The sequence below is a fragment of the Candidatus Rhodoblastus alkanivorans genome (genome assembly GCF_022760755.1).
Taxonomy (GTDB): Bacteria; Pseudomonadota; Alphaproteobacteria; order Rhizobiales; family Beijerinckiaceae; genus Rhodoblastus; species Rhodoblastus alkanivorans.
This window is the reverse complement of sequence record NZ_JAIVFP010000001.1, coordinates 4,060,305-4,085,196: the sequence shown is the minus strand read 5'-3', so window position 1 is coordinate 4,085,196 and position 24,892 is coordinate 4,060,305. Positions and strand designations below refer to the sequence as shown.

Sequence of the window (24,892 nt, the reverse complement as noted above, 5' to 3'; positions counted from 1 at the left end):
GTCGTTACGCGAGGGAACGAAAATCTTTCGTTGGGAGGGATTTTCAGCGCTGTCGCGCTTGTTTGCAACTCTTTGCCCATCAGAGTTGATATTGAAACGCCGGTAGGCGCGGGGCGTATCCGTGCTTGGCGGAGGGAAGGGCGCTTCAATGCCCCAGGAAGGCGTGCTGCGCCTCGTCCGCGAGCAGATCGCCTCGTCCCTTGTAACGGGGGGAATAGTGCAGGGTGACAAGGCGTTTCGCGTTCGATTTCCGCGCCAGCCAGCCAGCCTGCCGCGCCGTGAGATGACGGCGGGCCGCGGCTACGCTCGCATCCGCGTCAAGGAAGGTCGCCTCGATGAAAAACAGGTCGGCGTTCCGCGCGAGGTCGATGATCTTTTCCTGATTTTCCGGCGTGAAGGCGCAGTCAACGACATAGGCGATCTTGCGGCCCGGGCCGGATTTCATGATTTCCCGCCTGAGCGCGCCTAGCGGCAGCTTCGACACCTGGCCGGCGGTTTCGGATTGAAAGATCACGTCGATCAGATCATTGTCAGGGGCCTCACGAAGGATCGCCTCCTTGAAGCGGCGCAGCCACGGCCCGACGGCGAGCCCCATTCGCTCGACTCTGTCGCGCAGGATATTGATTTCCATTCTCTCTTCCAGGGCGAAGGCGAGCACGGGCACGCCATGGTCCAAAGTGGCCGCGCGCATCTGAAAGTCCGGCTCCTGCAACAACAGGCCATCCTCATATTGCGCACAGGCGCGATCGGCGCGGGCAAAACGCGACCGGCCCGCAAACAAGGCGGCGGACATCCGGCCGTCCGCATCGACGTCCACCGCCCGGATGACCAGATTTCCGTCGTAGCCTTCGACGAGATTCCACGTATAGGCCCGCAATTTGTGCTCGATGGCGTCGATCATTCCCGGCGGGCCGAATATGCTGAGCATTTTCTCCCGGCCAATGAGAAGGCGCAGCAGCGAGTCAAAGCCCGCGAAATGATCCATATGGCGGTGGGTGACGAAAATGTCGCTGACCCGAAGCAGCTTGCGCGCCGAGACATTGGCGCGGTCGCCAAGGTCGAAAAGAATCGCCCGTTTCTGGAAAACGAGATCGACGTAAAGCCCGGCGTCGCCGAAAGCATCGTTGACCAGCGTGGGATCGAAATGGGGCGGCATCGTTTTCGGAAAGGTCAGGCAGACCCGTTAAAGGAAACGCTCTTACCGCCCCTCGCTGCTTCGATCACGATCAGCGGACGTCGATCTGCGGGCGCTTCGTCTACGTCACACCGATGGATCGCTTAGGGCAAGCGCCTTTTCCCAGCGCCGGGAGCTGGACGTCTTAATTTTGCGAAGCGCCAACCGCCTCAGACCGCCACGCTATGGCGTGCGGCGCGGGCGGCCAAATAGGCGTCGAAGGCCGAGGCGACGAGGCGCATGAAGGGGCGGCCGGCCTCGGTGATCGAGACGCGGCGCCCCTCCTGGGTCGCAACGCCCTCCCCGGTCAGTTGCGCCAATTCCTCTTGCGCCGCGTCGAGCGCGGCGGCGTCGCCCAAAAATCTTTCCGCGATCGCACCGTAATCGACCGAGAAATCGCACATCAGGCGCTCGATCACCGCCGCGCGGGCGAGATCGTCGCGGGTGAAGCCAACGCCCTTGACCGTGGCGAAACGCTCCGATTCGATTGCCCGGCGCCAGGTTCCGACATCCGCCGCGTTCTGGACATAGCCTTGGGGGAGGCGGCCGATGGAGGAGGCGCCGAAGGGCAGGAGCGCGTCGGCCTGATCGACCGTATAGCCCTGGAAATTGCGCCGCAATTTTCCCGCGCGCTGGGCGACGGCCATGGGGTCGTCCGGCAAGGCGAAATGGTCGAGGCCGATCGCGACATAGCCCTGTTCGCTCAGGACGCGCCGGGCCGTCGCCGCCTGGCGCAGGCGTTCCGCCGCGCCGGGCAGGGCGGCGGCGTCGATCAGCTTCTGCCGCTTGGCGAACCAGGGCGCATGGGCGTAGCCGAACAAGGCCAACCGGCTGGGGCGGAGCGAGGCCGCGCGTTCGGCGGTGTGGACGACATCCGCCTCGGTCTGGAACGGCAGGCCATACATCAGGTCGAGATTGATGGCGCGAAATCCCGCCGCCCGCAGGACGTTCACCGCGCGCTCGACGACATCGAAGGGCTGGATGCGGCCGATCGCCTGTTGCACATGCGGGTTGAAGTCCTGCACGCCGAGGCTGACGCGGTTGAAGCCGGCGGCGAACAAAGGCTCGGCGAGCGGGCCGTCGACATGGCGCGGGTCGAGTTCGATCGAGATCTCGGCCTCGGGCGCGAAATCGAAATGGCCGCGCAGGGTTTCGGTGAGCGCGCGCAGCTTCTCGCCGCCGAGCAGGCCCGGGGTGCCGCCGCCCCAATGGGCGTGGATGACTTTTCGCGCCGGCGAGGCCGTGGCGACCATGTCGATCTCGCGCGCCAGCGTCGCGGCATAGGCGTGGAGCGGTTCGTCGCGCCGGGTCGCGCGGGTGTGGCAGCCGCAATAAGTGCACAGCTCGCGGCAAAAAGGCACGTGAAGATAGAGCGACAGGCGCGTTTCCGCCGGCAGATCGGCGAGCCAGGCGGCATATTGGTCCGGCCCGACGGCGTCGGAAAAATGCGGCGCGGTCGGATAGCTGGTGTAGCGGGGAACCGCTTTTTCGGCCAGAACGAGATGTGACGGAAGGGCGCTCATCCTTGCCTTCTCGCACGTATAAGGAAACGACTCTTTGACGCGGATCAAATTCATCGGGCGTCGCGTCGCCCGATGCTATGCGAGCCGCACAATCTTTCGAGGTTTCGATGTCTGCTGCGCCGACCGCCCATCCCCCCGTCGCTCACGGCAAGATCGGAGTCCTTCTCGTCAATCTCGGCACGCCGGAGGGTACGAGCTATTGGCCGATGCGCCGCTATCTCGCTGAATTCCTCTCCGACCGGCGGGTGATCGAGACCCCGCGCGCGCTGTGGCTGCCCTTGCTCCATATGGTGATTCTCACCACGCGACCGGCGCGAAAAGGCAAGGATTACGCGGCGATCTGGAACAAGGCGCGCGACGAGGGGCCGCTGAAAACCGTCACCAGGTCGCAGGCCGAAAAGCTCGAGCAAAAAATCGCCTCGGGCGAATTCGGGCCGGGCGGCGAAAGAATCGTCGTCGATTGGGCCATGCGCTATGGCGCGCCGTCCATGGCGTCGCGGATTGAAGCGCTTCAGGCGCAGGGCTGCGACCGGCTGCTGGTGGTCCCGCTCTATCCGCAATATTGCGCGGCGACCAGCGCCACGGTCGCCGATTGCGCCTTCGACGCGCTCAAACGCCTGCGTTGGCAGCCGGCCTTGCGGATCGCCGCGCCCTTTTACGACCGACCGGCCTATATCGAGGCCTTGGCCGATTCGCTGCGCTCAGGCCTCGCCGGGCTCGCTTTCGCGCCGGACAAAATCGTCGTGTCCTGGCACGGGATCCCGCAGGATTATTTCGACAAGGGCGATCCCTATTATTGCCATTGCGCCAAGACCACGCGGCTTCTCGGCGAGGCGACCGGCCTTGGCGAGAAAATGATCATGACCTTCCAGTCGCGCTTTGGCCCCAAGGAATGGCTCAAGCCCTATACGATCGAAACCATGAAGGAACTGCCGGGAAAGGGCGTGAAAAAGATCGCCGTGATCGCGCCCGGCTTTTTCGCCGATTGTCTCGAAACGCTGGAGGAGCTTGGCGTCGAGAACCGTCACGCCTTTCTTGGCGCCGGCGGCGAGGATTTCGCGCTTCTGCCATGTCTGAACGATAGCATCGGCGGCATGGACGTCATCGCCGATGTTGTGCGGACGGAGGCTGCGGGATGGATCTGAGCGCTTTCTGCATGGTGCAAACCACGATCGACGACGAGCTTCGCGCCCATGACATCGCCGAAGCCTTGATCGAGCAGAAGCTCGCCGCCTGCGTCCAGATCGCGCCCGTGACGAGCGTCTATGTCTGGAAGGGCGCGCCCGCGAGCGAAAAGGAATTTCTGATCTCGGCCAAGGCGCGGACGGCCGATTTTGCCGCGGTCGCCGCCGCGATCCGCGAGTTGCATTCTTACGAGACGCCGGAAATCATCGCCTTGCCGATTTTGACCGGCGACGCCGCCTATCTCGATTGGGCGCGGCAGGCGACCGAGCGGGGGGAATAGCAGGAGCGCCTCGCGCTGCCTCAATCGCGCGCGCCGCCGCCAAACAGAACGGCGATGGCCTTGCCCTGCGCCTCGCGGCTCCGGCCAGTGGCGCTGGCTATCGTGGTGTCGGGGCCGGAAATATCGATGCCCGCATTTTTCAGTTCGGAGACAAGCGCCTCGACCGGGCGGCCGGTCAGCGGCGCGATCGCGGAGAGCGGCGCTTTGGCGATGGCGTTCATGGCCAGAACCGGCGGCGCCGCGCCCCTGCCGCCAAGCGGGACAAAGGAAGCGAGCAGGGCAATGGCGAAAGCGGCCACAATCGCGCGGCCGACTTTGCTTGAGACGAAATGGCGCTTGAACGCCGCCCAATTGACGGCGGCATGGAAGCTGACGCCGGCGACGAACACCCAGCCGAGCCATTCATGAGCGAACTTGTTGAGACCGCTGTCGAGGTGGAAGAACATCAGCAGGCCGGTGACGGCCATGAGGCTGAAGGCGCCAATGGTGATGGGCGTGGCCCATTCGCGCGAGATTTTCATGAAGAACACTCCAGGCAAAAAAAAAGGCCTTGTCGCCCGCCTGACGTGTACCGGGTATGAACCGCTCAGCTCCAGCCGCCGAGTTTCCCGCCGCGTCGCCGTTTTCGCGCCGCCGGCCGCCGCCTTGAGCCGGTCTCAAGCCTCCAATTCTTCAGTTATTCTCCGCAATCAGCTTCTTCTCCCAGGCCAAGGCCTGGCGCACGATCTCTTCCAGATTGTCGTGGATCGGCGTCCAGCCCAGCTTCTCCCGCGCGCGCTCGTTGGCGGCGACGATCGCCGCCGGGTCGCCGGGGCGACGGCCGGAGATTTTGACCGGGAAATCGACGCCGGAGACTTTTTTGACCGTCTCGACCACTTCCAGCACCGAATAGCCGCGCTTGTAGCCGCAATTGCAGGCAAGACTTTCGCCCCCGCCGCGCAGATGGCGCAAGGCGTCCATATGGGCGCGAACGAGATCGGTGACCTGGATATAGTCGCGCAGGCAGGAGCCGTCGGGAGTCGGATAATCCGTGCCGAACACTTCGATGCCGGGGCGATAGCCCAAAGCGGCCTGCACCGCGACCTTGATCAGATGGGTGGCGTTGGGCGTGGACTGGCCGGTGCGGCCTTTTGGGTCGGCGCCGGCGACATTGAAATAGCGCAAAGCCACATAGCGCAGGTCATGGGCGCGGGCGACATCCTCCAGCATCCATTCGACCATGAGCTTGGAGCGGCCATAGGGCGAGACGGGTTTGAGGCTCTCGTCCTCGGTGACAGGATTTTTCTCCGGCTCGCCATAGACGGCGGCGGTGGACGAAAAAATGAAATTTTTGACCCCGCCCTCAACCGCATTGGCGAGGAGGCCGCGGGCGGAAGCGGTGTTGTTCCGGTAATAGCCGAGCGGGTCCGAAACCGATTCCGGCACCACGATCTTCGCGGCGAAATGAATGATGGAATCGATGTTCCGGCTTTTGATCAGATTCCTGACAAGGGCCTCATCGCCAAAATCGCCGACGATCAGCTCGGCCTCCTGCGGGACGGAGGCGCGCCGTCCGGTCGAGAGATTGTCGAGCACGACCACGTCCTCGCGGGCGTCGGTCAGTTCATAGGCCATGTGGGAGCCGATATAGCCGGCCCCGCCAGTCACGAGAACAGTCATTCTTGCTCTGCCGCTTTCGATCGCTGCGCGCTTCGGCGCGGCGGGTTTGTAAACCACAAAATCACTCAGGCGAAGCGGCGAAAGTCGAAAGAGCGAATTTTAACTTCTCTTGGCGCAAGGATTCCGCAGGTGCTAAAAGGCGCCGGCCTGTCGCAAAACTCCTACCATGGAACAAAAGAGCGAATCTTTCATGTCCAAGAAACCTGTTCGCAAGGCTGTCTTTCCGGTTGCGGGTCTCGGCACCCGCGTGCTTCCGGCCACCAAGACCGTGCCCAAGGAAATGCTGACGGTGGTCGATCGCCCGGTCTTGCAGCATTGTGTCGAAGAGGCGCGCGAGGCCGGCATCGAACATTTCATTTTCGTCACCGGCCGCAACAAGGCGGTGATCGAGGATCATTTCGACGTCGCCTATGAGCTGGAAGAGACTTTGCGGCGCCGGGGCAAGATGAAGGAGCTGGAAGATCTGCGCGCCGCTCTTCCGGCCGCGGGGGCGACGAGCTTCACCCGCCAGCAGGAGCCGCTTGGTCTTGGCCACGCCATCTGGTGCGCGCGCGAAGTCATCGACGACGAGCCCTTCGCCGTGCTCCTTCCCGACATGATCACTTTGCCGGGCGCGGACGGCAAGCGCTGCCTGCAGCAATGCATGGACACCTATGCCCAGTTTGGCGCCAATGTCATCGCCGTCGAACAGGTCCCGATGGACGAAACGCACAAATATGGCGTGGTCGCCAAGGGGAAGGACTATGGCCCGTCCTTCGAGATCGACAGCATGGTGGAAAAGCCGCCGAAGGGAACGTCGCCGTCTAATTATATCATTTCCGGGCGCTATATTCTGCAGCCGGAAATCTTTGACCTGCTCGGCCAGGGGCAGAAGGGCGCCGGCGGCGAGATCCAGTTGACCGATTCGATGCTCGAACTGGCCAAGATGCAAAAATTCTTCGCCCGCGATTTCGACGGCAAGACTTATGACACCGGTTCGAAAATCGGCTTTCTCGCCGCCAATGTCGCCTTCGCGCTGGCGCGGCCGGACATCGAGCCAGGTTTCCGCGCCGAATTGAAGAGGATCGTGGGAAGTCTGTAGCCCTATTGCTGCAGCCGCAGGCCAACCGTCAGGATATTGGCGGTATAGTCGGTCCCCGCCTGGTTCGACGTCATGCTCTGGAACATATAGGCGCCCTTGAGCACGATGCTCCGCGTGAGATGATATTCCGCCTTGATTCCGGCCGTATAATAGGTCTGGGTCAGGGAATTGCCCGGATAGGTGTCATATTGCACGCCGCCGGTCGCGGTCAGGGTGAGGTCGCGGCGCAAGGCGTGGGCGATCTCGATCGTGGGCCCGCGGGCGATCACGCCGGAGGCGCCGTAGACCGTGGTCTCGTCCATGGTGGTGAGCGCGCGCAAGGTCACCGTGGTCAGCGGCGTCGGTGTCCAGATCAGCGAAATGTCAAAGATCGGGCCGCGCAGATTGGCAAGGCGCGGGTCCTGATAATTGCGGTCCTCATAGCCGATGGAGGCCGAGCCGATGAGCAAGCGGGTGATGTCGAAGGTCGAGCCGACATTGATCGTCGCGCCGACCGAATTGCGGTCAAAGCCGGTGCTGCCGAACGTCGTGTCGTGGATACGCTGGTCCACGCCGCCCGAGATGAAGGGTTTGACGTCCGGCGTCAGCGCATAGCTCGCCTTGAGGGTCGCGCCGTAATCATTGTAGGAATCGCGCGAGAGATATTGGGTCGAGCCGTCGGCGAAATGGGCGTCGGCCCAGTAATTGCGTTCGAACGAGCCGCGTAACGTCAGTTCGGTGCGGTTGAAAACCTGACTCACCCCCACGCCGCCGCCATAGGTGGCGATCAGCGGCCGCGACGACAATTGGGTCGAGGCGCCGTTGTTATAGAGATTGGGCGAAGTCTGGTACTGGGTCGAGAGCAAATAATTGCCGTCGATATTGATCTTGGTGTCCCGCGCCACGTCGATGCGGGCGAGGAAATTGCCCGAGCCGTCCGGGGCGTTGGCGCTCGGCGCGTTGAAATAATCGTCATAGCCGAGCCGCATTTCGCCGGTGAAGGAATGGTTCGACCAGTCGGAAACGGCGGAAAGGCCGACTTCCTCGCGCACGAAGCTCGATCCGCGCAAATAGGACGTTCCCGCCGAGGCCTGGTTCGGATTGGAATTATAGCCGAGATCGGTCTCGGAATAGGCATGGGCGCGCAAGGGCCCGGCGTCGAAGCCGATCGGGGCGAAGGGGTCGGGATCGAGTTTGGGCTTGCGATGCGGCGGGATCGGCGCCGGCATGGCCGTCGTCGGCGCCGGGGCCAGCAGGGCCGGATCGACGCCGTCGGCGCGCAGGCCGAGCCGGTTCGAGCGGCGGGCTTCGGCGGAGGTCGGATAGGGGGCCAAAGCCGGCAGCGGATGGGCGTAGGACTTTTTCTTCTTTTTCGGCCCCGGCCTGAACGGGCGGGGCTTGCCGTAATTGGCCGCCGCCGCCTCGGGGGACATGCCGGACGGCGTGGAGGACGCGGACGGTTCGGGATAATAGGCGCCGGGCAAAGGCGTCGTGGTCATCGGCGTTGAGGCCGCCGGCGGCAAAGGCGCGCCCGCGCCCGGCCTCACCGGCGGGGTCGAATCTTGGAGGTCGTCGCCGGAGGGCCGCAGATCAATGGTCTGCGCCAGGGTCGGGACGACGAGCGCGAGAACGAAAGCCGCCGGCGCGAGGGCGCGGAAAGCCGCACGATCGCGAGGCGATCGCGCGCAAGAACAATCGGGCTCGCGACGCTTTTCGACTGACAAGGGCTGGCCTCGCGACGCGGCGCAACAGGCGCCGCGTCTCGCTCCAGCGTTAGGGTTTTATAGTTAATGGAGCCTTACCAAGGCGCACCGCCGTTCAGGCGGCAAGCGTCGGATAGTCCGTATAACCCTCGGAGCCGCCGCCATAAAAGGTGTTGACGTCCGGCGGGTTCAGCGGCGCGCCGCGGCGCAGGCGCTCGACCAGGTCGGGATTGGCGATGAAGTGCCGGCCGAAGGCGATCATGTCGGCCGCCCCGGTTTCGATCGCCTGGATCGCCAGTTCCCGGTCATAGGAATTATTGGCGATATAGGCGCCGTGGAACGCCTTGCGCAGGGCGGCGTAATCGAAGGGCGCATGGTCGCGCGCGCCCTGGGTCGCGCCCTCGATCACATGGATATAGGCGAGCTTGCGGGCGTCGAGTTCGCGGACGAGATAGTCGAAAAGCGCCTGCGGATTGCTGTCGCTGATGTCATTGGCCGGGCTCGCCGGGGAAAGCCTGATGCCGATGCGGTTGGAGGGAAGAACCTTGGCGATGGCGTCCACGACTTCCAGCGTCAGCCGGCAACGGTTCTCGATCGCGCCGCCATAGGCGTCGGCGCGATGATTGGTCCCATCCTTCTGGAACTGGTCGAGCAGATAGCCGTTGGCGGCGTGGATTTCGACGCCGTCGAAGCCGGCCTCGCGGGCAAGCCCGGCGGCATGGGCGTAATCGGCGACGATTCCGGGGATTTCCTCGGTCTCCAACGCGCGCGGCTCCGACGGCTCGGTGAAGCCTTCGGCGATGAAGATTCGCGATTTCGCTTTGAGCGCGGAGGGCGCGACGGGCGCGCCGCCGCCCGGCTGCAACGAAAAATGGGAAATCCGGCCGACATGCCAGAGCTGGATGACGATCTTGCCGCCGGCCTCGTGGACGGCGTCGGTTATACGGCGCCAGCCGCGCGCCTGTTCTTGCGTGTAAATGCCCGGCGTGTGGATATAGCCTTGGCCCTGCTGGGAAATCTGCGACGCCTCGGTGACGATGAGGCCGGCGCCGGCGCGCTGGCGGTAATATTCGACCATGAGGTCGTTGGGCGCGTCCGTTCCCGGCGTCGCCCGGGCGCGGGTCAGCGGCGCCATGACGATGCGATTGGCGAGGCGCAGGTCGCTCAGTTCGCTGGGCTGAAACAATTTCGGTTCGGCTTGGGCGTGCATGCCGGTTCTCCAGATCGTGGGATGAGCTGGATTTAGGCCTCCGACCGGCCCGCCACAATGTCCCGCGCCGCTTCGTCGCGGCAAGGCCATGCGTGCAAAAATGAAATCATCCCTCTCCGAGCGCCGACATATAGAGGTCGAGGATTTCCTCCTCCTCTTGCCTTTTGCTGGCGTCCTGTTTGCGGATCGAGACGATCTTGCGCATGATCTTCACGTCATAGCCATTGCCCTTGGCCTCGGCGTAAACGTCCTTGATGTCGTCGGCGATCGCCTTCTTTTCCTCTTCGAGCCGCTCGATGCGCTCGATGAAGCTTTTCAGATGGCCGCCGTCCAGCGTGTTCGCGCCCATATCGTTCCTGCATGATGTTCGGGAAATTCACGGGGCCCTGAATTGAACCAGCGGAAGCCAAGCGTCAAGCCGAGGAGATTTTCGGATCGGCCCGCGAGCCGAAGAATTCTATTCCACGCGTCTCGGCGCGGGAAAGGATCGGGGCCACGACGCGGGCGAGGCGCTCCGCCCAGGCTTCGCAGTGCGCCGGCGTTTCCAGCAGATCCTGGCGAATCTCTATCAAGGCGCCGGGCAGGCCGCGCCGGGTCGAATGTTCGTACATGCTGTCGCCGAGAAGCGCGCCGTCATAGGGTTCGTTATCTCCCACGACGATATTTTCCGCGCGCAGGCCCTCGATCAGGGGCAAAGCGAGGCGGGGGTCCTTGTCCCACAGCACCCCGGCCTGCCAGCGCCGCGCGCAGCCTTGGAAACAGGGGGTGAAGGAATGGATGCCGATGAGAACCGGAATCTGGCCGCGGGCGAGCGCCGAATCGATCAGCCCGGCGCAGGCGGCGCGATAGGGCCGCCAATAGGTTTCGACCCGGCGCGCGATTTCCTCTTCGCCAATGCGCGCATTGCCCGGGATCAGCGCGCCGTCGGAGATGCGCATGACCAGGGTCGGGTCGTCCTCGCCGCGGTTGGGATCGATCAGCAGGCGGGAGAACAAGGCGAGCGCCGCCGCCGCGCCGGTGAGGGCGGCGAGGCGGCGGACGACTTTTTCCGCGCCTATGTCGAAGGCGATGTGGCGGCCGAGCGCCTCGCGACAAAGGCCGAGGTCGCCATAGGCCGGCGGCAGGGCGTTGCTCGCATGGTCGCAGAACAGGATCAGGCGCTGGTCCGCCGCGCCTGCGATGAGGTCGAAGGGACGGAAGGCCGGTTCGGCGCCGGGGGACGAATCGTTGTGAGGGATTTTCAAGGTGAGCGACAAAATTCCATCTTGTGAGGCGATTCTAATGTAAATCGCATCGACGCGGTCGGGCAATATCGCTAAAAGACCTTTGCCCTGGCCGTGGAGATCAAGAGTCAATCACCACTTTAGACCTAGAAAGGGAACGCGGACATGGCAGGGACGAACAGGCATATCGGGATCGCCGCCGTGCTCGCCCTGGTCGTGGCGCCAGGAGCGCCGGCGCGCGCCGATTTTCGTCTGTGCAACAATTCCAGCGCCCGCGTCAGCGTGGCCCTGGCCTATACCAACGGAACGGGCTGGGTGAGCGAAGGCTGGTGGAACATCAAAATCAGCCATTGCGAAACCCTGCTGCGCGGCCCGCTCGCCGCCCAATATTATTACGTCTATGCGATGGACGAGCGCGGCGGCGAATGGAAGGGCAAGGCCTTCATGTGCACCCGCGACCGCGAATTCCGCATTGAGGGCCGCGACAATTGCTTTGTGCGCGGTTATGACCGGTCCGGCTTTTTCGAGGTGGACACCGGCAAGGACGCGCGGAACTGGACGGTGCAACTGACCGATCCCGGTCCGCCACATTGATCGCGCGATCAGCCAAAGGGGAGAAAATATGATCAGGCGCCGCCGCTGTAAAATCCTGGCCACGCTCGGGCCGGCCTCCAATGACGAGGCCTCGATCGAAAAGCTCTGGCGCGCCGGCGCGGACGTCTTTCGCATCAATATGAGCCACGCCAATCCCGAAGCCATGCGCGAAACCGTCGCCATGATCCGGGCGGTGGAGGAGCGCGTCGGCCGGCCGATCGGCGTTCTGGTCGATCTCCAGGGCCCCAAGCTGCGCGTCGGCGCTTTCGCCGGCGGCGGCGCCGATCTGCAGGCCGGCCAGCTTTTCACCTTCGATTCCGACCCGACGCCGGGCGACGCCACCCGTGTCTGCCTGCCACATCCCGAAATCCTTCTGGCGCTTGCGCCCGGTCATCAGCTCCTGATCGACGACGGCAAATTGCGCCTGCATATCGTGGAGGCCGACGCCGACCGCGCGGTGGCCAAGGTCGATGTCGGCGGCCGCATCTCCAACCGCAAGGGCGTGAGCCTGCCCGACACCGAAATCGCGGTCGCCGCGCTCACCGCCAAGGACCGCGTCGATCTCGAGGCGGCGGTCGAGACCGGCGTGGATTGGGTCGCGCTCTCCTTCGTGCAGCGCGCCGCCGACGTGATGGAGGTGAAGCGCATCGCTGGAAACCGCGCCCTGGTGCTGGCGAAGATCGAGAAGCCCCAGGCCATATCGCGGCTCGACGAGATCATGACGGTCGCCGACGCGCTGATGGTCGCGCGTGGCGATCTCGGCGTCGAAATGCCGCTTGAAAAAGTGCCGGGCCTGCAGAAACGCATCACCCGCGACGGCCGCCGGCTCGGCCGTCCGGTGGTGGTGGCGACCCAGATGCTGGAAAGCATGATTTCCGCTCCGGCGCCGACCCGCGCCGAGGTTTCCGACGTGGCGACCGCGGTGTTCGAAGGCGGCGACGCGATCATGCTGTCGGCGGAAAGCGCCTCGGGCAAATATCCCTTCGAGGCGGTGACCATGATGAACCGCATCGCCGAAGAGGTCGAGGAAGACGCGGTCTATCGCTCGATCATCGCGGCCCAGCGCGCGGCTCCCGAGCGCACCGGCGCCGACGCGGTGGCGGTCGCTGCGCGCGACATGGCAGAAACGCTCGATCTCAAGGCGATCGTGGCCTGGACCTCCTCCGGCGCCACGGCGCTACGCGTTGCGCGCGAGCGGCCGTTCGCGCCGATTCTGGCGCTGACCCCCAATCGCGACACCGCGCGCCGGCTCACCCCCGTCTGGGGCGTGGCCGCGGTGGTCACCAAGGACGCCAATGACGTGGATGACATGGCCGATCGCGCCTGCAAATTCGCGGTGCGCCAGGGGCTGGCGGGGCCCGGCGACCGCATCCTGATCATCGCCGGCGTGCCGTTCGGGACGCCCGGCGCGACCAATATGCTGCGCCTCGCCTTCATCGCCGACGACGGCAAGCGCGCGGAGTGAAATTCAGTTCGACATCTGGCCGGCCAGGCGGCGCAGGAAGGCCAGTCCTTCGGCGAGCTGGCCGATGTCGATGAATTCATCGGGCTGATGGGCCTGGTCGATGCTGCCGGGCCCGCAGATCACCGCCGGGAGCCCGCTGGCCTGGAACTGGCCGGCTTCGGTGGCGTAGGGCACGGCGATGGTGTGATTGGCCTGGGCGAGCTTCATCGCAAGCGTCGCGGCGGCGGAGTCCGGGTCGGCGCACAGGCCGGGCGCCTCGGTCTCGACGAAGGTTTCGATCTTCGCGGCGGGAAAATTCCCGAACCTTTCGGCGGCGAGCGCCGCGCAAAAGGCCTCGAATTTCTCAAGAGCGCGGTTCTGCGGCGTCTGCGGCAGGCCGCGGAATTCCCAGTAGAAATCGCATTGCCGCGCCATGATGTTGCGCGCCGTGCCGCCCTGGATGACGCCGACATGGACGGTCGAATAAGCCGGGTCGAACCGGCCGAGCGGGTCGCGTTCGGATTCAAGCTCGCGCCCGATGCGCTCCAGCGCCATGACCAGTTCGCAGGCGATATGGACGGCGCTGACGCCGAGCCAGGGCTTCGACGAATGAGCCTCGTGGCCGGTGACGCTGGTGCGATAGGTCGCGACGCTCTTATGGGCGTCGGCGACCTGCATCAGCGTCGGCTCGCCGATCAGGGCGAGCGCTGGGCGCGGCAGGTCGTGGCCGAAGCGGCGAATCGCGTCGAGGCAGCCGGCGCAGGTGGTTTCCTCGTCATAGCTGAGCATGATGTGGATCGGCTTTTTCAACGGCGCGGCCATGAATTCCGGCGCCATGGCGAGGCAGATGGCGTCGAAGCCCTTCATGTCGCAGGTCCCCCGGCCGTAGAGGCGGTCGCCGTCGCGGCGCAGGACGAAGGGCGGCGAAGTCCATTTCTGTCCGGCGACCGGCACGACGTCGGTATGGCCGGAGAGCACGACGCCGCCATCGGTCGCCGGGCCGAAGGTCGCAAACAGCGCGGCCTTGTCGCCCGGGGCGTTGGGAACGCGGATGACGCTCGCGCCAAGAGCGAGCAGGTAATCCTCGACGAAATTGATGAGGCCGAGATTGCTGCGCGAGGATTCGGTGTCGAAGGACACCAGCCGGTCGAGCAGGGCGATGGCGCGGTCCAGGGCGGGGTCGTGGGTCATGCAGGGCTGTCCTCGCCTCTCCATCCAGGCATTATGCGCGCCAAGGATTATGCGCCAAGGATTATGCACGAAGCATTATGCGCGCCAGTTCGCGCGAGCCGTGCAGGGACGGGCCCGATCAGTTCAGGATGCGCCGCTCCATCGGGCTGTCGAGGGAAAAGGGGGGAATCTCCGCGTCGAAGGTGCGGCCATTGGCGTCAACCATGCGATAGCTCCCTGACATCAGCCCGGACGCGGTATTGAGGCTGCAGCCCGACGTATAGCTGAAACTCTCGCCCGGTTCGATGATCGGCGTTTCGCCGACGACGCCGGGGCCGTTCACGGTCTCGACCCGGCCATTGGCGTCGGTGATTCGCCAGAATCGTTCGAGCAATTGCACCTGGATGTCGCCCTGATTGGCGATCTCGATCGTGTAGGTCCAGAAATAGCGGCCGATTCCCGCGTCGCTGCGTTCGGGGGCGAAAATCGGGGTCGCGGTGATTTGAATGTCGAAAGTTGTGGCGCGGTACATGCGGGGGAATTTGCCTTGCCCGCGCCGCGGCGTCGAGCGAAATTTTCGCCGCGGCGCCACGGGAGGCGCCGCCGTCCGCCTTTCAGGCGGCGCGGCGGGCCCGAAGGCTGCGGGCGGTGGAGACGCCGACCAGCACCACGATGCCGCCAGTCTCGTTGGTGACGCGAATCTGCCCGCCGTGCGCCTGTTCGGCGACGACGGCGTCGATCTCGCGCCAGACGGCGCCAATGTCGGCGAGCTGCAACGACTTGATGTCGTGGCGGGCGCCCGTCGGGTCGATCATCTGGAAATGATACAGGGGCATGCCGGCCTCTTTGCGCGCGGCCTCGTGTCGCGACAGGTGCGCTCTAACAAAAAAATATGACGTTTAGATTATGTGATGGGTAGAAAAATGTTGCTACCGAGACATTTCATGCTTTTACCTCAGTCACAAATTGACTGAACATTAATCGGGCCGAAATGGGGCGCGGCGTTTACGTAATAATACCTACTTCCATCGGTTTTGTTTTGCTGCATCGCCAAGAGAAGGCTGCAACGCCGCAAAATAGCTTCGCATTCGCGAAAAGCTATTCCGCTGCGGCAAGTCCCTGAGGCGCGCTGTCGCGCAGAAGCGGCTGCAGCAGATGTTCGGCGAGATGGCGGACGACCGGCGCGCAGAGGCCGTCGCCGCATAATTCGTAAGCCGCGCCGGCGCTTGGCGGCAGCCTGTAGGAATCCGGCAGGCCCATCAACCGCGCCGCCTCGCGCGGCGACAGCAGGCGGGTGCGGATCGTTTCCCGATGGACCTCCATGATGGTCTGGCGCGAACTGCCGCCGCGCGGGGTGCGAAGGCAGCCGGCGAGGCCGTCGAACCTGACCTCGGCTCTTTGCCGCTTGAGGCCGTTCTCGTCGGTCCGGGTGCGCCGGAAAACGGCGCCGACGCGGCGCGCGCCGCTGGCCTGGATCGCGGCGATCTTTTGCCGGTGCGCCGGCGCCATCAGCGCCAGCAGGCGCTCGGTCGCGGCGGGAGGGCGCCAGGGGGCGTCGGCGGGCGAATCTTCGAGAAGCTCGGCGAGTTCCGCATTGCGGCGCGCCGGTTCCGGCAGCCGCCACCATTGCCAGTTGGCCGCCAGTTCGGCGGGCAGGGCGGCGCGCGCCGCGCGCAGGGAGGCGGAGGTCCACAAAGGCTGGGCCTCGTGCGCGACGAGCCCCGCGCCGGCGCGGGCCGGCGCGGCCAATGGGGACTTTTGCACGGCGACGAAGAACACGCGCGGCCGCGACTGGGGGGTGAACCAGCGCGCGTCGAGCGTGAGCGCGCCGGTCCTGTAGCCGAGTTCGTCCAGGGCCGCGACGACGGCGCAAAAGTCGCGCATGCCATGGGAGGTCAGCACGCCGACGACATTTTCCAGCACGACGGCGCGCGGGGCGCGGCCTTCCGCGCGCAGGGCGCGCATTTTTTCGTGGAACAGCCAGAACGCGCCGCTGCGGGTCTTCACCGCGTCGCCGGCCGCGCCCATGCCCTTGCCGCCGCCGGCGAGCGAAAGGTCCTGGCAGGGAAAGGAGGCCCAGGCGAGATCGGCCCGGCCGGGGATTTCGCGCGCGGCGATCGTGGCGAGGTCGCCCTCGACGAATTCCGCGTCGCCCCAGTTGGCGCGATAGGCGGCGGCCTTGTCCGCGTCTATGTCATTGGCGAACAGGCAGGTCCATTCCCCGCCGAGGCCCAGGCGCGCCATGCCGCCTCCGGCGAAGAATTCGTAAAAGGTCAGCGGTCGGGGCATCGCGCGGAAAGGCCGGAACGAATCATTTTCGCATCAGGTCACAGCGGCGTGTTTTCCGCCAGCGCCTGCGCTCCTCCATCCCCAGAAAGCGGCGTCGGTCTCGGCCATTACGCATTCGAAGGCGCGGCGCTCCGCGGTCGCCCGCTTTTCGCCGCCATCATATTCGATCAGCGCGGCGCGCTCCTCGTAAAGCTCGCGCAAATTTTCCGGCAGCAGGTCGAGCAGGGCGCGCCAATCGGCGGGCAGCGGCCGCGCGCCGCCGGGGTGCAGGGCAAGGGACAAGCTTCGCGCCATGGGCGCCTCCGGGGAGAATGTTTCGCCTCATGTGTTCTTATTTTGTTCTATAGGTGAAGGCAAGCGAAAAATGGGCGGCGGGTTTTTATCGCGCCGCCTGTTCGCGCGTCGTTGCGGCCAATTAAGCAAAAATCGTTAAAATAATTAACGCTTAAAATTCACTGTGAGATGGATAAGTCTAAAAACTGCTTAAAAAGGCGCCTATCAGTCAATGAGGACTCGTTGGATTGAGATGAGAGTTGTTTTATAAAACTTGTAATTACCTGCGCAATATCGGCGCATTGCGTGAGAGAGGCTCATGAAGCCGGAAATATCCGTCATCATTCCGACTTTCCGCCGCCCGGAACCTTTGGCGGCGGCGATCGAAAGCGTGCTGGCGCAAACGGGCGCCGCCTGCGAAATCATCGTCATCGACGACTGCCCGGACGGCGGCGCCGAACCGGTCGCGCGGCGCTACGCCGGGTGCGGCCTGACCTATCTGCGCTCGCCGGCGCCCTCGGGCGGGCGGCCGGCGTTGGTGCGCAATTTCGGCTTGCCTCACGCCCGCGCCGGCATCATCCATTTCCTCGACGACGACGACCTCGCGCCCGAGGGTTATTACGCCGAGGCGCTGGAGGTTTTCGCCAGCCGCCCGGACATTGGCGTGGTCTTCGGCAAGGTCGAGCCCTTCGGCGACATCGACGTCAGCTCCGAGCGCGATTTCTTCGAGGCCGCCTTCCGCCGCGCCCGCCGCTGTTCGAGGCTCGGGCCGAAGCTCGGCTTTTCCGCCGCCATGTTCTTCCAGCGCACCCTGCTCATCTGCAGCGCCGGCATGGTGCGCAAATCCTGCGTCGAGGCGATCGGCGGCTTCGATCCCGAGCCCTCGCTCGCCGAGGACGTGGACTTTTTCGCCCGCGCCATCCGCCATTCCGGCGCTTACCTCCTCGACCGCACGTCGATCCATTACCGCATCGGCCCGTCGCTGATGCGCCTGCCGGACCGCCAGCCTTTGATCGATTCCTCCTATCGCGCCATCCATTCCCGCTACCGGCGCGAACATGGCGCGGTCGATTTCTACGCCCTGAAAACCTTCGCCAAGATTCTGGATCGGCTCCATGCTTGAAATCGATGTGATCGAAACTTTTGACGGGCTTCAGGCCCTGGCGCCGGAATGGCAGGCTTTGTTCGACAAATCCTCGCCGCGCACGCCGTCGAAATCGCCTTTGTGGCAGATGGCGTGGCAGCGCCATTTCGGCGGGCGCCGTTCGCTCGCCTGCCGTCACGACATGCGGGTCTTCGCCCTGCGCGACGAAACGGGCGCGCTCGTCGGCGTCGCGCCGATGATGCTGACCAGCCGTCCAGGCTATGGCCCGGCGCTGGTGCGCGAGATGCAGTTCTTCGGCGCCGACGCCTATGTCACCCAATTGCGCGGGCCCTTATGCCAGCGCGAACATCTGCCGGAGGTCGGACGGGCGCTCGCTGCTCATCTGCGCAAGCGAAAAGGCCACGATCTCGTCCAGTGGCGCGGACTCGCGCCCGGCGCCTGCGTTCTGGAGCAGGGCGAGCGTCAGGCGACGCTGGAGGACATCGATTCCTGCCTGATCATGCGCGAGAGCTGGGACGCCTTTCACGCCGGCTTGCCGAAAAAAACCAGAAAACATTTGCGCAAGAGTCGCAACGATCTCAAGGCCGCGGGGATCACGATCGAGTTCCGCGTCGCGACCGCGCCGGACGAGGCGCAGGAGGGTCTGAAGGCCTTCTATGAACTCCACGGGCGGCGCGCCGCCATGGCCGACGTCGTCCGCCACCCCAATGTGTTCGGCGGCGAGCGGGAGCGCGCCTTCCTCGACGATTATTGCGCGCAAATGGCGCGCGCCGGCGATTTGCGCATTTTCGAAATCCAGGTCGGCGGAAAGATTGTCGCGGCGCGTCTCGGCTTCGCCTTCGGCGACGAGCTTTATCTCTATTTCTCGGGCTACGACCCGGATTACGGCGCCTATAGCATCATGACGACGTTGATGGCCGAAACGCTGCAATGGGCGCATGAGAATGGCGTCGCTTTGGTCAATCTGTCCTCGGGCGTCGATCGCTCCAAGACCCGTTTCCGTCCGGAAATGATCGCCTCGGAAGGCTTTTATTCGGTCAGCCCGAACTGGCGCGGGCGCCTGGCGCTTGCCGCCATGCGCAAGCTGCGCGGCGGCGCGCCGGCGCCGGAAGCCGAAGAATCGCCCGACGACCAGGAAATCGGAGAACCGGCCGGGGCCTGAGCGCCGGCGCGAAGGAGGAAAAACGCCATGCGGTTTCGCGCTCTCGACGGCCTGCGCGGTCTGTCGGCCCTGACTGTCGCCCTGGTGCATCTTTACGAATCGATGAAGGTGACGCCGCCGGAATTCATCGGCCACGCTTATGCGTTGGTGGATTTCTTCTTTGTCCTGTCCGGCTTCGTGCTCGCCCACGCCTTTTTCGACAAGCTCGCGGTTCAGGGCGACGGCTGGGCTTTCGCGTTGCGTCGTTTCGGCCGCATGTATCCGCTGCATTTTTTCATGCTGAGCCTGCTCGTCGCGGTCGAGGCGGCGAAATGGGTCGCGGCGCGTCACGGCGTACCGGTTCTGGTTCAGCCCTTCACGGCCGAAAATTCGATTCCGGCGCTGTTCTCCAATCTGCTGCTGATCCAGTCGCTCGGCCTGCATGACCGGCTGACCTGGAATTTTCCGGCCTGGAGCATCAGCGTGGAATTCTATGTCAATATGCTGTTCTGCATGGTCATGGTCCTGCCGTGGCGCGGCGCGGAATCGCGCGAAGGCGTCCAGCGCCGCAAGACCTGGATCATCGCCGCTCTGGCCGTGTTCGGCTGCGTCGCGACCCTGTTGGCGACGCGCTATTCCACCGCGATGAGCTATGATTACGGCTTCGTGCGATGCATCTACGGCTTTTTCTGCGGCGTGCTGGCCCAGCGCATCCGCGCCGGCGGGCTCGATCCCTTCGCTCGCCTGTCAGACCGCGCCGTCGCGGCTTCGGAGGTCGCGCTGACCGTCGTCGCCATCGCCTTCGTGACCTTCAGCCCCTGGTTCTGGCTGTTCGCGCTCACCCCGCTCCTGTTCACCGCGACGACGCTGGTCTATGCCCATCAGAAGGGGCCGTTCTCGCGTCTCCTTCTCACCCCGCCGTTGCACGCCATCGGCGAATGGTCCTATTCGATCTATCTGGTCCACACCTTCCTGCTGATCCACATTCTGGGACGGTTCGCGTCCTTTGCCGGCAAGCACGGCTGGATCGGGCTTCACCCGGTCGCAGGCGCCGATGGCGGGGCCTATATCGGGGGGCTCTACCATCAGGGGCCGCTGATGATGGGCGCGGTTGTCGCCGTCTATGTCGGCCTCATCCTCGCCATGTCGAGCCTCACTTTTCGCTTCATCGAGAAGCCGGCCCACCGCTATTTCAACGCCATGGCGGCGCGCCGGGAAGCGCGGCCCGAGGACGAAGAGAGCGACATCAGGGCGCGGCGCCAGGCCGTGGCCGCGCGCAGGGTCCAGGCGGCGGAATAGACGCGCGGCGTCATTTCCCCCGCGCCGCGATCTCGACCTTCTGGCCGTCGGCCAAGCCGGCGGCGGGATTGAGGATCACCTTGTCGCCCGATGTGAGGCCGGTCGAGGCCTCGATCGCCGTGCCGAAATCGCGCGTGACCCGGATTTTGCGCAGACGGGCGACGCCGTCGTCCACCACCGCGACCCGGGTCCCCTCGCGGTTGAAGATCAGGGCTTCGGCCGGAACCAGCAGCGCATTGGTCTTGCGCGGAATTTTCAGCTCGACCTCGCAATAGGCCCCGGCCTTGAGCAGGCCGTCGGGATTGGGAACGTCGGCTTCGGTCAGCAGGGTGCGGGTTCCCTGCTGCAGCGCGCCGGCGACACGCGTGACCTTGCCGGGGAAGACATGGTCCGGCAGTTCGGGGACGCGCACGGCGACATCGTCGCCAGGGCCGAGGCCGAAGGCCTGATCCTGCGGCACATTGACCTGGACCCGGATCACGTCGGTCTTCTGCAGATTGAACAGGAGGGTCGCGCCGTTCTGGATCAGCGACCCGACGTCGACTCCACGCTGGGTGATGACGCCGTCGAAGGGCGCGACCACGGTGAGATAGTCGCGCTCCTGCTTGAGCACGCGAAGGGCGTCAGTCAGGGCGGCGCCATTGGCTTCGGACGCGCCGAGCGCGGCTTTTTGCGCCTCCGCTGTCAGGCGGTCGATGTCGCCCTGCTGCGCGGTGGTCCAGCCCTGTTTCACCAGCTTGGCGCTGCGCGCATTGGTCAGCGCCGCCAGCTTGGCGTTGGCGTCGTTCCGCCGGATCGTGGCCTTGGCCTGGGCGATCGCCGCCTCGGCCTGCGCGATCTGATGGTCGAGTTCCGGCGCCGCCAGCACGGCGAGCACGTCGCCCGCCTTGACGTGGTCGCCGATATCGACATTGCGTTTGGCGACATAGCCATTGGCGCGCGCGTAAATGTCGGCGTTGGCGAAGGCGAGCGTCGTTCCCGGCAGATTTACCGAGAGCACGGACGCGCCGGGCTTGACGTCGGCGACGCGCACCAGCGGGATCACGTCGCGGAACTGCGCCTTGGCCTCCTCGGCGGCGAGCCGCGCGGAGCGGTTCTGCCAGAAGCCCCAGCCGAGGCCGACGGCGAGCGCGAGGCCAACCAGAAGGCCGAAGCGCCGCCGTTGCCCGGAGCGTCTTTCCGCCTCCTTGCGTTCGCAGGCCCCGGCGTCCGGCGGCCGCCAGCTGCAGCCGAGATCGTTCTGTTTCCCGGCGGCGCGATGCGAGGGATCGCTGCCTTCCGGCGGATTTGTCCAGGCTTCGTTCATGTCAGCTCAGCCTCCGGGAAGACGCCATGCGCGGGCTTGCCGTCATTGCCGCGGCGCAGGACCGCGAAGAGATAGGGGACGATCAGCAGCGTCGTCGGCGTCGCGAACAGCAGGCCGCCGATCACGGCGCGCGCGAGAACCGCGTTCTGCTCTTCGCCGGGGCCGCCGATCGCCATCGGAACCATGCCGACGATCATGGCGGCGGCGGTCATCAGCACCGGGCGGATGCGGGTATGGCCGGCCTCGATCGCGGCCTCGAAGGAGGTGGCGCCGTCGAGCTGGCGCTCGCGCGCGAAAGTGACGAGCAGGATCGAATTCGCGGAGGCGACGCCGACCGCCATGATCGCGCCCATCAGCGACGGCACGCTGAGGGTCGAGCCGGTCACGAACAGCATGGTCAGAATTCCGGCGAAGGTCGCGGGCAAAGCGAGAATCACGACAAAGGGATCGCCGAAATTCTGATAATTGACCACCATCAGGAAATAGACCAGCACGGCGGCGAACAACAGCCCGATCCCTAAATTCCGGAAGGAATCGCGCATCGACCGGATCTGGCCGACGACTTCTATGTGATTGCCCGGCTTGAACTTGGGCGTAAGCTCGGCGACGAGCTTGTCGAGCTGGCGCGAGGCGGTTCCAAGATCGACGCCCTGCAGGCTGGCGTAGACCTCGTAGACCGGCTGGATATTGCTCTGATTGGCGTTGGTCGCGATGGTTCCGCGCGAAAAAGTCGCGACATTGGAGAGCAGGCCGGGCGCCGGCGCGTCGGTCCGGGCGTTGATCGTGGTCGTAACGGGAATGTTCTTCAGATCGTCGAGCGAGGCGATCTTGCGCTCCGGCGTCTGCACGGCGAAGAAATAGGGAATGCCGGATTTCGGATCGGTCCAGAAATTCGGCGACACCTGTTCCGACGAGCTGAGCGCGACATTGAGATTATTGGCGATCGTGCTCGCATTGACGCCGAGAAGCTGGGCGCGGGAGCGGTCGATCGAGGCGATGAGCGCCGGGGCGTCGGTCTCCTGCTGGATATGGACGTCGGCGAAGCCGGGCGTGGCGTTGAGCCGGTCGCGGATTTCCTTGGCGACGGCGAGATTGTTGGCGCGGTCATAGCCGACCGTGCGGATGTCGATCTGCGCCGGCAGGCCGAAATTGAGAATTTGCGTCACCATGTCGGCGGGCTGGAAATAGAAAATGGCCTGCGGGAAATCGCGATGCAGGACGAGACGCAGCTTGTCGACGTAATCCTGAGTCGGCGCATGGCCGTTCTTCAGCGCGACGATGATGATTCCGTCGTTCGCGCCGATGGTCGAGCCGTCGGAAAAGGCGAGATTGTAGGAGCGCGCGGGCAGGCCGATATTGTCCACGATGCGCTCGCGCTCGTGCGCCGGGATGATCTGGCGGATCTTGTCCTCGACCTGCTGGAACAGGACCTCGGTCGCCTCGATGCGCGTCGCCGCCGGGGCGCGGACATGGAGCTGGATCTGGCCGCTGTCGATCGCCGGAAAGAAATCGCGCCCGACCAGAGTGAACATGACGCCCGCGAGCGCGAGGATGGCGACGAAGGCGACGGGAATGACGAAACGATGCGCGAGCAGCGATTGCAGCAGCTCGACATAATTTGCGCGCATGCTTTCGAATCGGGTCTCGAAACCGTGGCTGATGCGGCCGAAGAAGCCTTCTGGCGCGCCTTCCTCATGCTTTTCGTGGCGCAGCAGCAGACCGATCATGACCGGCGTGAGCGTGCGCGACAGAGCGTAGGACGCGAGCATGGCGAAGACGACGGCAAGGCCGAGCGGCGTGAACAGATATTTCGCCGGGCCGTCGAGAAAGACGACCGAGGTGAAGACGCAGCAGATGGCGATGGTCGAGACCAAAGTCGGCACGGCTATGCCCGCCGCGCCATGGAGCGTGGCGTAGCCGAGCGGCTTTTTCTCCTCGGTGAGCAGGCGGTGAGTGTTCTCGATGGTGACGGTCGAATCGTCCACCAATATGCCCACCGCCAGCGCCAGCCCGCCGAGCGTCATGGTGTTGAGCGTATGGCCGAGCGCGGAAAGGACGATCAGCGACGAGAGGATCGACAACGGGATCGACACCATCACGACCAGCGTCGAGCGCCAGGACCGCAGGAACAGCAGGATCATCACGGCGGTGAGCGCGCCGGCGATCAGGCCCTCGCGCACGACGCCGTTGACGGCCTCGCGCACGAACACCGACTGGTCGAGCAATTCGCCGATCTTCAGCCCGGGCGGGGCGGCGGCGCGCAGGGTTTTCAGCGCCTGGCGCACGCCATTGACCACGGCGAGCGTCGAGGCGTTGCCGTTCTTGATGATCGAAAGCAGGACCGAGCGCTTGCCGTCCTCGCGCACGATATTCTGCTGCGCCAGCCAGCCGTCGTGAACCTGGCCGACGTCGCGCACGAAAACCATCGCGCCATTGACGCTCTTGATCGGTATGTCGTTCAGCCCGGCGATGGTCGAGGGCATGGCGTTGGTGCGCACCACATATTGAGTGTCGCCGAGCTTGGCCGCTCCCGAGGGCAGGGTCAGGTTCTGGGCGTTGACCGCATTGACCACGTCCAGCGGCGTGAGGCCTCGGGCAGCAAGTTTTTCGGGGTCGATATCGACCATGATCTGGCGATATTTGCCCCCCGATGGCGTGGGCAGGGTGACGCCGGGCACCGGGGCGAGACCCTGGCGCACGCGATAGATGCCGTAATCGTAAAGTTGTTGCTCGCTCATTGAGTTCGAGCTGAGACTGAGCTGAAGCACCGGCACGCTGGAGGCGTTGAACTGGACCACGATCGGCGGCTGGACGCCCGCCGGCATCAGGGAGCGGATGGCGCTGGTTCCCGCGATGATCTGGGCGATGGCGAGGTCGAGATTGACGTCGGGCTGGAAGTAGATTTTCTGGACGGACAGGCCGTTGAGGGTCTGCGCCTCCATGTTCTTGATGCCGTTGACATTGGAGCTGATGGCGTACTGGCTGTAGGTGCTGATGCGCTGTTCCATTTCCGGCGTGCTCAGGCCGGTGTATTGCCAGATCACCGTCACGACAGGGATACGGATTTCGGGAAAGATGTCGGCGGGCATGGTCTTGATGGCGATGCCGCCGAGGAACAGAATCAGCGCCGCGAGGACGTAAAATGTATGCGGAAATCGCAAGGCGAAACGCACCAGACCCATGAAACGCCCATTCTCTTTTCGGAATCGCCGCGACAGCCCGGCCTCGCCCGCGCCGCCGGCCGCCGTGTCTGC

The 24,892-nt window shown here is 64.7% G+C and carries 23 protein-coding genes; 8 read left to right on the top strand and 15 right to left on the bottom strand.

Annotated features, from left to right (window positions below):
* Window positions 1–145 precede the first annotated feature (145 nt).
* Both K2U94_RS19020 and hemN read right to left on the bottom strand, forming a co-directional pair.
* Window positions 146–1,156 carry a ribonuclease Z gene (locus tag K2U94_RS19020; protein ID WP_243068719.1) on the bottom strand — a complete coding sequence of 337 codons (1,011 nt, stop codon included), beginning with the start codon at window positions 1,154–1,156 and terminating at the stop codon, window positions 146–148.
* 188 nt (window positions 1,157–1,344) lie between these two features.
* Entirely contained in the window at window positions 1,345–2,697 is a 1,353-nt protein-coding gene (gene hemN, locus K2U94_RS19015) for an oxygen-independent coproporphyrinogen III oxidase (protein WP_243068718.1), read from the bottom strand.
* Window positions 2,698–2,804: 107 nt separating this feature from the next.
* Between hemN and hemH the strand changes: the two genes are divergently transcribed.
* Window positions 2,805–3,842, top strand: a complete 1,038-nt coding sequence (gene hemH / locus K2U94_RS19010) for a ferrochelatase (RefSeq protein WP_243068717.1) — start codon at window positions 2,805–2,807, stop codon at window positions 3,840–3,842.
* Window positions 3,833–4,162 (top strand): divalent-cation tolerance protein CutA, encoded by a 330-nt coding sequence (cutA, locus tag K2U94_RS19005; RefSeq protein ID WP_243068716.1) that lies wholly within the window; start codon window positions 3,833–3,835, stop codon window positions 4,160–4,162. The genes hemH and cutA overlap by 10 nt, the downstream gene beginning before the upstream one ends.
* A gap of 20 nt (window positions 4,163–4,182) precedes the next feature.
* Here cutA and K2U94_RS19000 read toward each other — a convergent pair whose 3' ends face one another.
* Complete coding sequence (locus K2U94_RS19000; RefSeq protein WP_243068715.1) at window positions 4,183–4,683, bottom strand: DUF4405 domain-containing protein; 501 nt, start codon at window positions 4,681–4,683, stop codon at window positions 4,183–4,185.
* Window positions 4,684–4,834: 151 nt separating this feature from the next.
* On the bottom strand, window positions 4,835–5,821 hold the full coding sequence (gene galE / locus K2U94_RS18995; protein ID WP_243068714.1) for a UDP-glucose 4-epimerase GalE: 987 nt from the start codon (window positions 5,819–5,821) through the stop codon (window positions 4,835–4,837).
* A gap of 190 nt (window positions 5,822–6,011) precedes the next feature.
* Here galE and K2U94_RS18990 point away from each other — a divergent pair, with 190 nt between their 5' ends.
* Entirely contained in the window at window positions 6,012–6,902 is an 891-nt protein-coding gene (locus tag K2U94_RS18990; protein ID WP_243068713.1) for a UTP--glucose-1-phosphate uridylyltransferase, read from the top strand.
* A gap of 2 nt (window positions 6,903–6,904) precedes the next feature.
* Here K2U94_RS18990 and K2U94_RS18985 read toward each other — a convergent pair whose 3' ends face one another.
* From K2U94_RS18985 to K2U94_RS18970, 4 genes are all read right to left on the bottom strand, one after another.
* Window positions 6,905–8,605 carry an outer membrane beta-barrel protein gene (locus tag K2U94_RS18985; RefSeq protein WP_243068712.1) on the bottom strand — a complete coding sequence of 567 codons (1,701 nt, stop codon included), beginning with the start codon at window positions 8,603–8,605 and terminating at the stop codon, window positions 6,905–6,907.
* Window positions 8,606–8,699: 94 nt separating this feature from the next.
* On the bottom strand, window positions 8,700–9,794 hold the full coding sequence (locus tag K2U94_RS18980) for an alkene reductase (RefSeq protein WP_243068711.1): 1,095 nt from the start codon (window positions 9,792–9,794) through the stop codon (window positions 8,700–8,702).
* A gap of 106 nt (window positions 9,795–9,900) precedes the next feature.
* Window positions 9,901–10,143, bottom strand: coding sequence for a DUF2312 domain-containing protein (locus tag K2U94_RS18975; protein WP_243068710.1), 243 nt, complete (start codon window positions 10,141–10,143; stop codon window positions 9,901–9,903).
* 64 nt (window positions 10,144–10,207) lie between these two features.
* Window positions 10,208–11,050: an N-formylglutamate amidohydrolase gene (locus K2U94_RS18970; protein ID WP_243068709.1), complete on the bottom strand. Its 843-nt coding sequence runs from the start codon at window positions 11,048–11,050 to the stop codon at window positions 10,208–10,210.
* Window positions 11,051–11,182: 132 nt separating this feature from the next.
* Here K2U94_RS18970 and K2U94_RS18965 point away from each other — a divergent pair, with 132 nt between their 5' ends.
* Window positions 11,183–11,611, top strand: a complete 429-nt coding sequence (locus K2U94_RS18965) for a DUF1036 domain-containing protein (RefSeq protein WP_243068708.1) — start codon at window positions 11,183–11,185, stop codon at window positions 11,609–11,611.
* A 28-nt stretch (window positions 11,612–11,639) separates the two neighbouring features.
* Window positions 11,640–13,076 carry a pyruvate kinase gene (gene pyk / locus K2U94_RS18960; RefSeq protein WP_243068707.1) on the top strand — a complete coding sequence of 479 codons (1,437 nt, stop codon included), beginning with the start codon at window positions 11,640–11,642 and terminating at the stop codon, window positions 13,074–13,076.
* Between the two features lie 3 nt (window positions 13,077–13,079).
* On the opposite strand, the gene argE is transcribed toward pyk, so the two are convergent.
* The 5 genes from argE to K2U94_RS18935 form a co-directional block, all read right to left on the bottom strand.
* Window positions 13,080–14,246, bottom strand: a complete 1,167-nt coding sequence (gene argE / locus K2U94_RS18955; RefSeq protein WP_243068706.1) for an acetylornithine deacetylase — start codon at window positions 14,244–14,246, stop codon at window positions 13,080–13,082.
* Window positions 14,247–14,364: 118 nt separating this feature from the next.
* On the bottom strand, window positions 14,365–14,757 hold the full coding sequence (gene apaG / locus K2U94_RS18950) for a Co2+/Mg2+ efflux protein ApaG (RefSeq protein WP_243068705.1): 393 nt from the start codon (window positions 14,755–14,757) through the stop codon (window positions 14,365–14,367).
* Window positions 14,758–14,839: 82 nt separating this feature from the next.
* Window positions 14,840–15,061: a hypothetical protein gene (locus K2U94_RS18945; protein WP_243068704.1), complete on the bottom strand. Its 222-nt coding sequence runs from the start codon at window positions 15,059–15,061 to the stop codon at window positions 14,840–14,842.
* A 262-nt stretch (window positions 15,062–15,323) separates the two neighbouring features.
* Window positions 15,324–16,514, bottom strand: coding sequence for a DNA cytosine methyltransferase (locus tag K2U94_RS18940; RefSeq protein WP_272884884.1), 1,191 nt, complete (start codon window positions 16,512–16,514; stop codon window positions 15,324–15,326).
* A 33-nt stretch (window positions 16,515–16,547) separates the two neighbouring features.
* Window positions 16,548–16,808 carry a hypothetical protein gene (locus K2U94_RS18935; RefSeq protein WP_243068702.1) on the bottom strand — a complete coding sequence of 87 codons (261 nt, stop codon included), beginning with the start codon at window positions 16,806–16,808 and terminating at the stop codon, window positions 16,548–16,550.
* A gap of 298 nt (window positions 16,809–17,106) precedes the next feature.
* On the opposite strand from K2U94_RS18935, the gene K2U94_RS18930 reads away from it, so the two are divergent.
* From K2U94_RS18930 to K2U94_RS18920, 3 genes are read left to right on the top strand one after another with little or no spacing between them, the layout of a single operon-like run.
* Window positions 17,107–17,910, top strand: a complete 804-nt coding sequence (locus K2U94_RS18930) for a glycosyltransferase family 2 protein (RefSeq protein ID WP_243068701.1) — start codon at window positions 17,107–17,109, stop codon at window positions 17,908–17,910.
* A complete protein-coding gene (locus K2U94_RS18925) occupies window positions 17,903–19,054 on the top strand; it encodes a GNAT family N-acetyltransferase (protein WP_243068700.1) in 1,152 nt (383 codons plus the stop codon). Before K2U94_RS18930 ends, K2U94_RS18925 begins: the two co-directional genes overlap by 8 nt.
* A gap of 27 nt (window positions 19,055–19,081) precedes the next feature.
* Window positions 19,082–20,332 (top strand): acyltransferase family protein, encoded by a 1,251-nt coding sequence (locus tag K2U94_RS18920; protein WP_243068699.1) that lies wholly within the window; start codon window positions 19,082–19,084, stop codon window positions 20,330–20,332.
* 10 nt (window positions 20,333–20,342) lie between these two features.
* Here K2U94_RS18920 and K2U94_RS18915 read toward each other — a convergent pair whose 3' ends face one another.
* Complete coding sequence (locus K2U94_RS18915) at window positions 20,343–21,638, bottom strand: efflux RND transporter periplasmic adaptor subunit (RefSeq protein ID WP_243068698.1); 1,296 nt, start codon at window positions 21,636–21,638, stop codon at window positions 20,343–20,345.
* On the bottom strand, window positions 21,635–24,820 hold the full coding sequence (locus tag K2U94_RS18910; protein ID WP_243068697.1) for an efflux RND transporter permease subunit: 3,186 nt from the start codon (window positions 24,818–24,820) through the stop codon (window positions 21,635–21,637). Before K2U94_RS18910 ends, K2U94_RS18915 begins: the two co-directional genes overlap by 4 nt.
* Window positions 24,821–24,892 lie beyond the last annotated feature (72 nt).

What these genes read in the sequence shown, in the direction of transcription:
- K2U94_RS19020 (WP_243068719.1), bottom strand. Translation starts at nt 1,156, where the DNA reads ATGCCGCCCCATTTCGATCCCACGCTGGTCAACGATGCTTTCGGCGAC.
- K2U94_RS19000 (WP_243068715.1), bottom strand. Translation starts at nt 4,683, where the DNA reads ATGAAAATCTCGCGCGAATGGGCCACGCCCATCACCATTGGCGCCTTC.
- K2U94_RS18940 (WP_272884884.1), bottom strand. Translation starts at nt 16,514, where the DNA reads ATGCCCCGACCGCTGACCTTTTACGAATTCTTCGCCGGAGGCGGCATG.
- K2U94_RS18915 (WP_243068698.1), bottom strand. Translation starts at nt 21,638, where the DNA reads ATGAACGAAGCCTGGACAAATCCGCCGGAAGGCAGCGATCCCTCGCAT.
- cutA (WP_243068716.1), top strand. Translation starts at nt 3,833, where the DNA reads ATGGATCTGAGCGCTTTCTGCATGGTGCAAACCACGATCGACGACGAG.
- K2U94_RS18935 (WP_243068702.1), bottom strand. Translation starts at nt 16,808, where the DNA reads ATGGCGCGAAGCTTGTCCCTTGCCCTGCACCCCGGCGGCGCGCGGCCG.
- galE (WP_243068714.1), bottom strand. Translation starts at nt 5,821, where the DNA reads ATGACTGTTCTCGTGACTGGCGGGGCCGGCTATATCGGCTCCCACATG.
- argE (WP_243068706.1), bottom strand. Translation starts at nt 14,246, where the DNA reads ATGACCCACGACCCCGCCCTGGACCGCGCCATCGCCCTGCTCGACCGG.
- K2U94_RS18920 (WP_243068699.1), top strand. Translation starts at nt 19,082, where the DNA reads ATGCGGTTTCGCGCTCTCGACGGCCTGCGCGGTCTGTCGGCCCTGACT.
- K2U94_RS18975 (WP_243068710.1), bottom strand. Translation starts at nt 10,143, where the DNA reads ATGGGCGCGAACACGCTGGACGGCGGCCATCTGAAAAGCTTCATCGAG.
- hemH (WP_243068717.1), top strand. Translation starts at nt 2,805, where the DNA reads ATGTCTGCTGCGCCGACCGCCCATCCCCCCGTCGCTCACGGCAAGATC.
- apaG (WP_243068705.1), bottom strand. Translation starts at nt 14,757, where the DNA reads ATGTACCGCGCCACAACTTTCGACATTCAAATCACCGCGACCCCGATT.
- K2U94_RS18945 (WP_243068704.1), bottom strand. Translation starts at nt 15,061, where the DNA reads ATGCCCCTGTATCATTTCCAGATGATCGACCCGACGGGCGCCCGCCAC.
- K2U94_RS18980 (WP_243068711.1), bottom strand. Translation starts at nt 9,794, where the DNA reads ATGCACGCCCAAGCCGAACCGAAATTGTTTCAGCCCAGCGAACTGAGC.
- hemN (WP_243068718.1), bottom strand. Translation starts at nt 2,697, where the DNA reads ATGAGCGCCCTTCCGTCACATCTCGTTCTGGCCGAAAAAGCGGTTCCC.
- pyk (WP_243068707.1), top strand. Translation starts at nt 11,640, where the DNA reads ATGATCAGGCGCCGCCGCTGTAAAATCCTGGCCACGCTCGGGCCGGCC.
- K2U94_RS18930 (WP_243068701.1), top strand. Translation starts at nt 17,107, where the DNA reads ATGAAGCCGGAAATATCCGTCATCATTCCGACTTTCCGCCGCCCGGAA.
- K2U94_RS18990 (WP_243068713.1), top strand. Translation starts at nt 6,012, where the DNA reads ATGTCCAAGAAACCTGTTCGCAAGGCTGTCTTTCCGGTTGCGGGTCTC.
- K2U94_RS18910 (WP_243068697.1), bottom strand. Translation starts at nt 24,820, where the DNA reads ATGGGTCTGGTGCGTTTCGCCTTGCGATTTCCGCATACATTTTACGTC.
- K2U94_RS18925 (WP_243068700.1), top strand. Translation starts at nt 17,903, where the DNA reads ATGCTTGAAATCGATGTGATCGAAACTTTTGACGGGCTTCAGGCCCTG.
- K2U94_RS18965 (WP_243068708.1), top strand. Translation starts at nt 11,183, where the DNA reads ATGGCAGGGACGAACAGGCATATCGGGATCGCCGCCGTGCTCGCCCTG.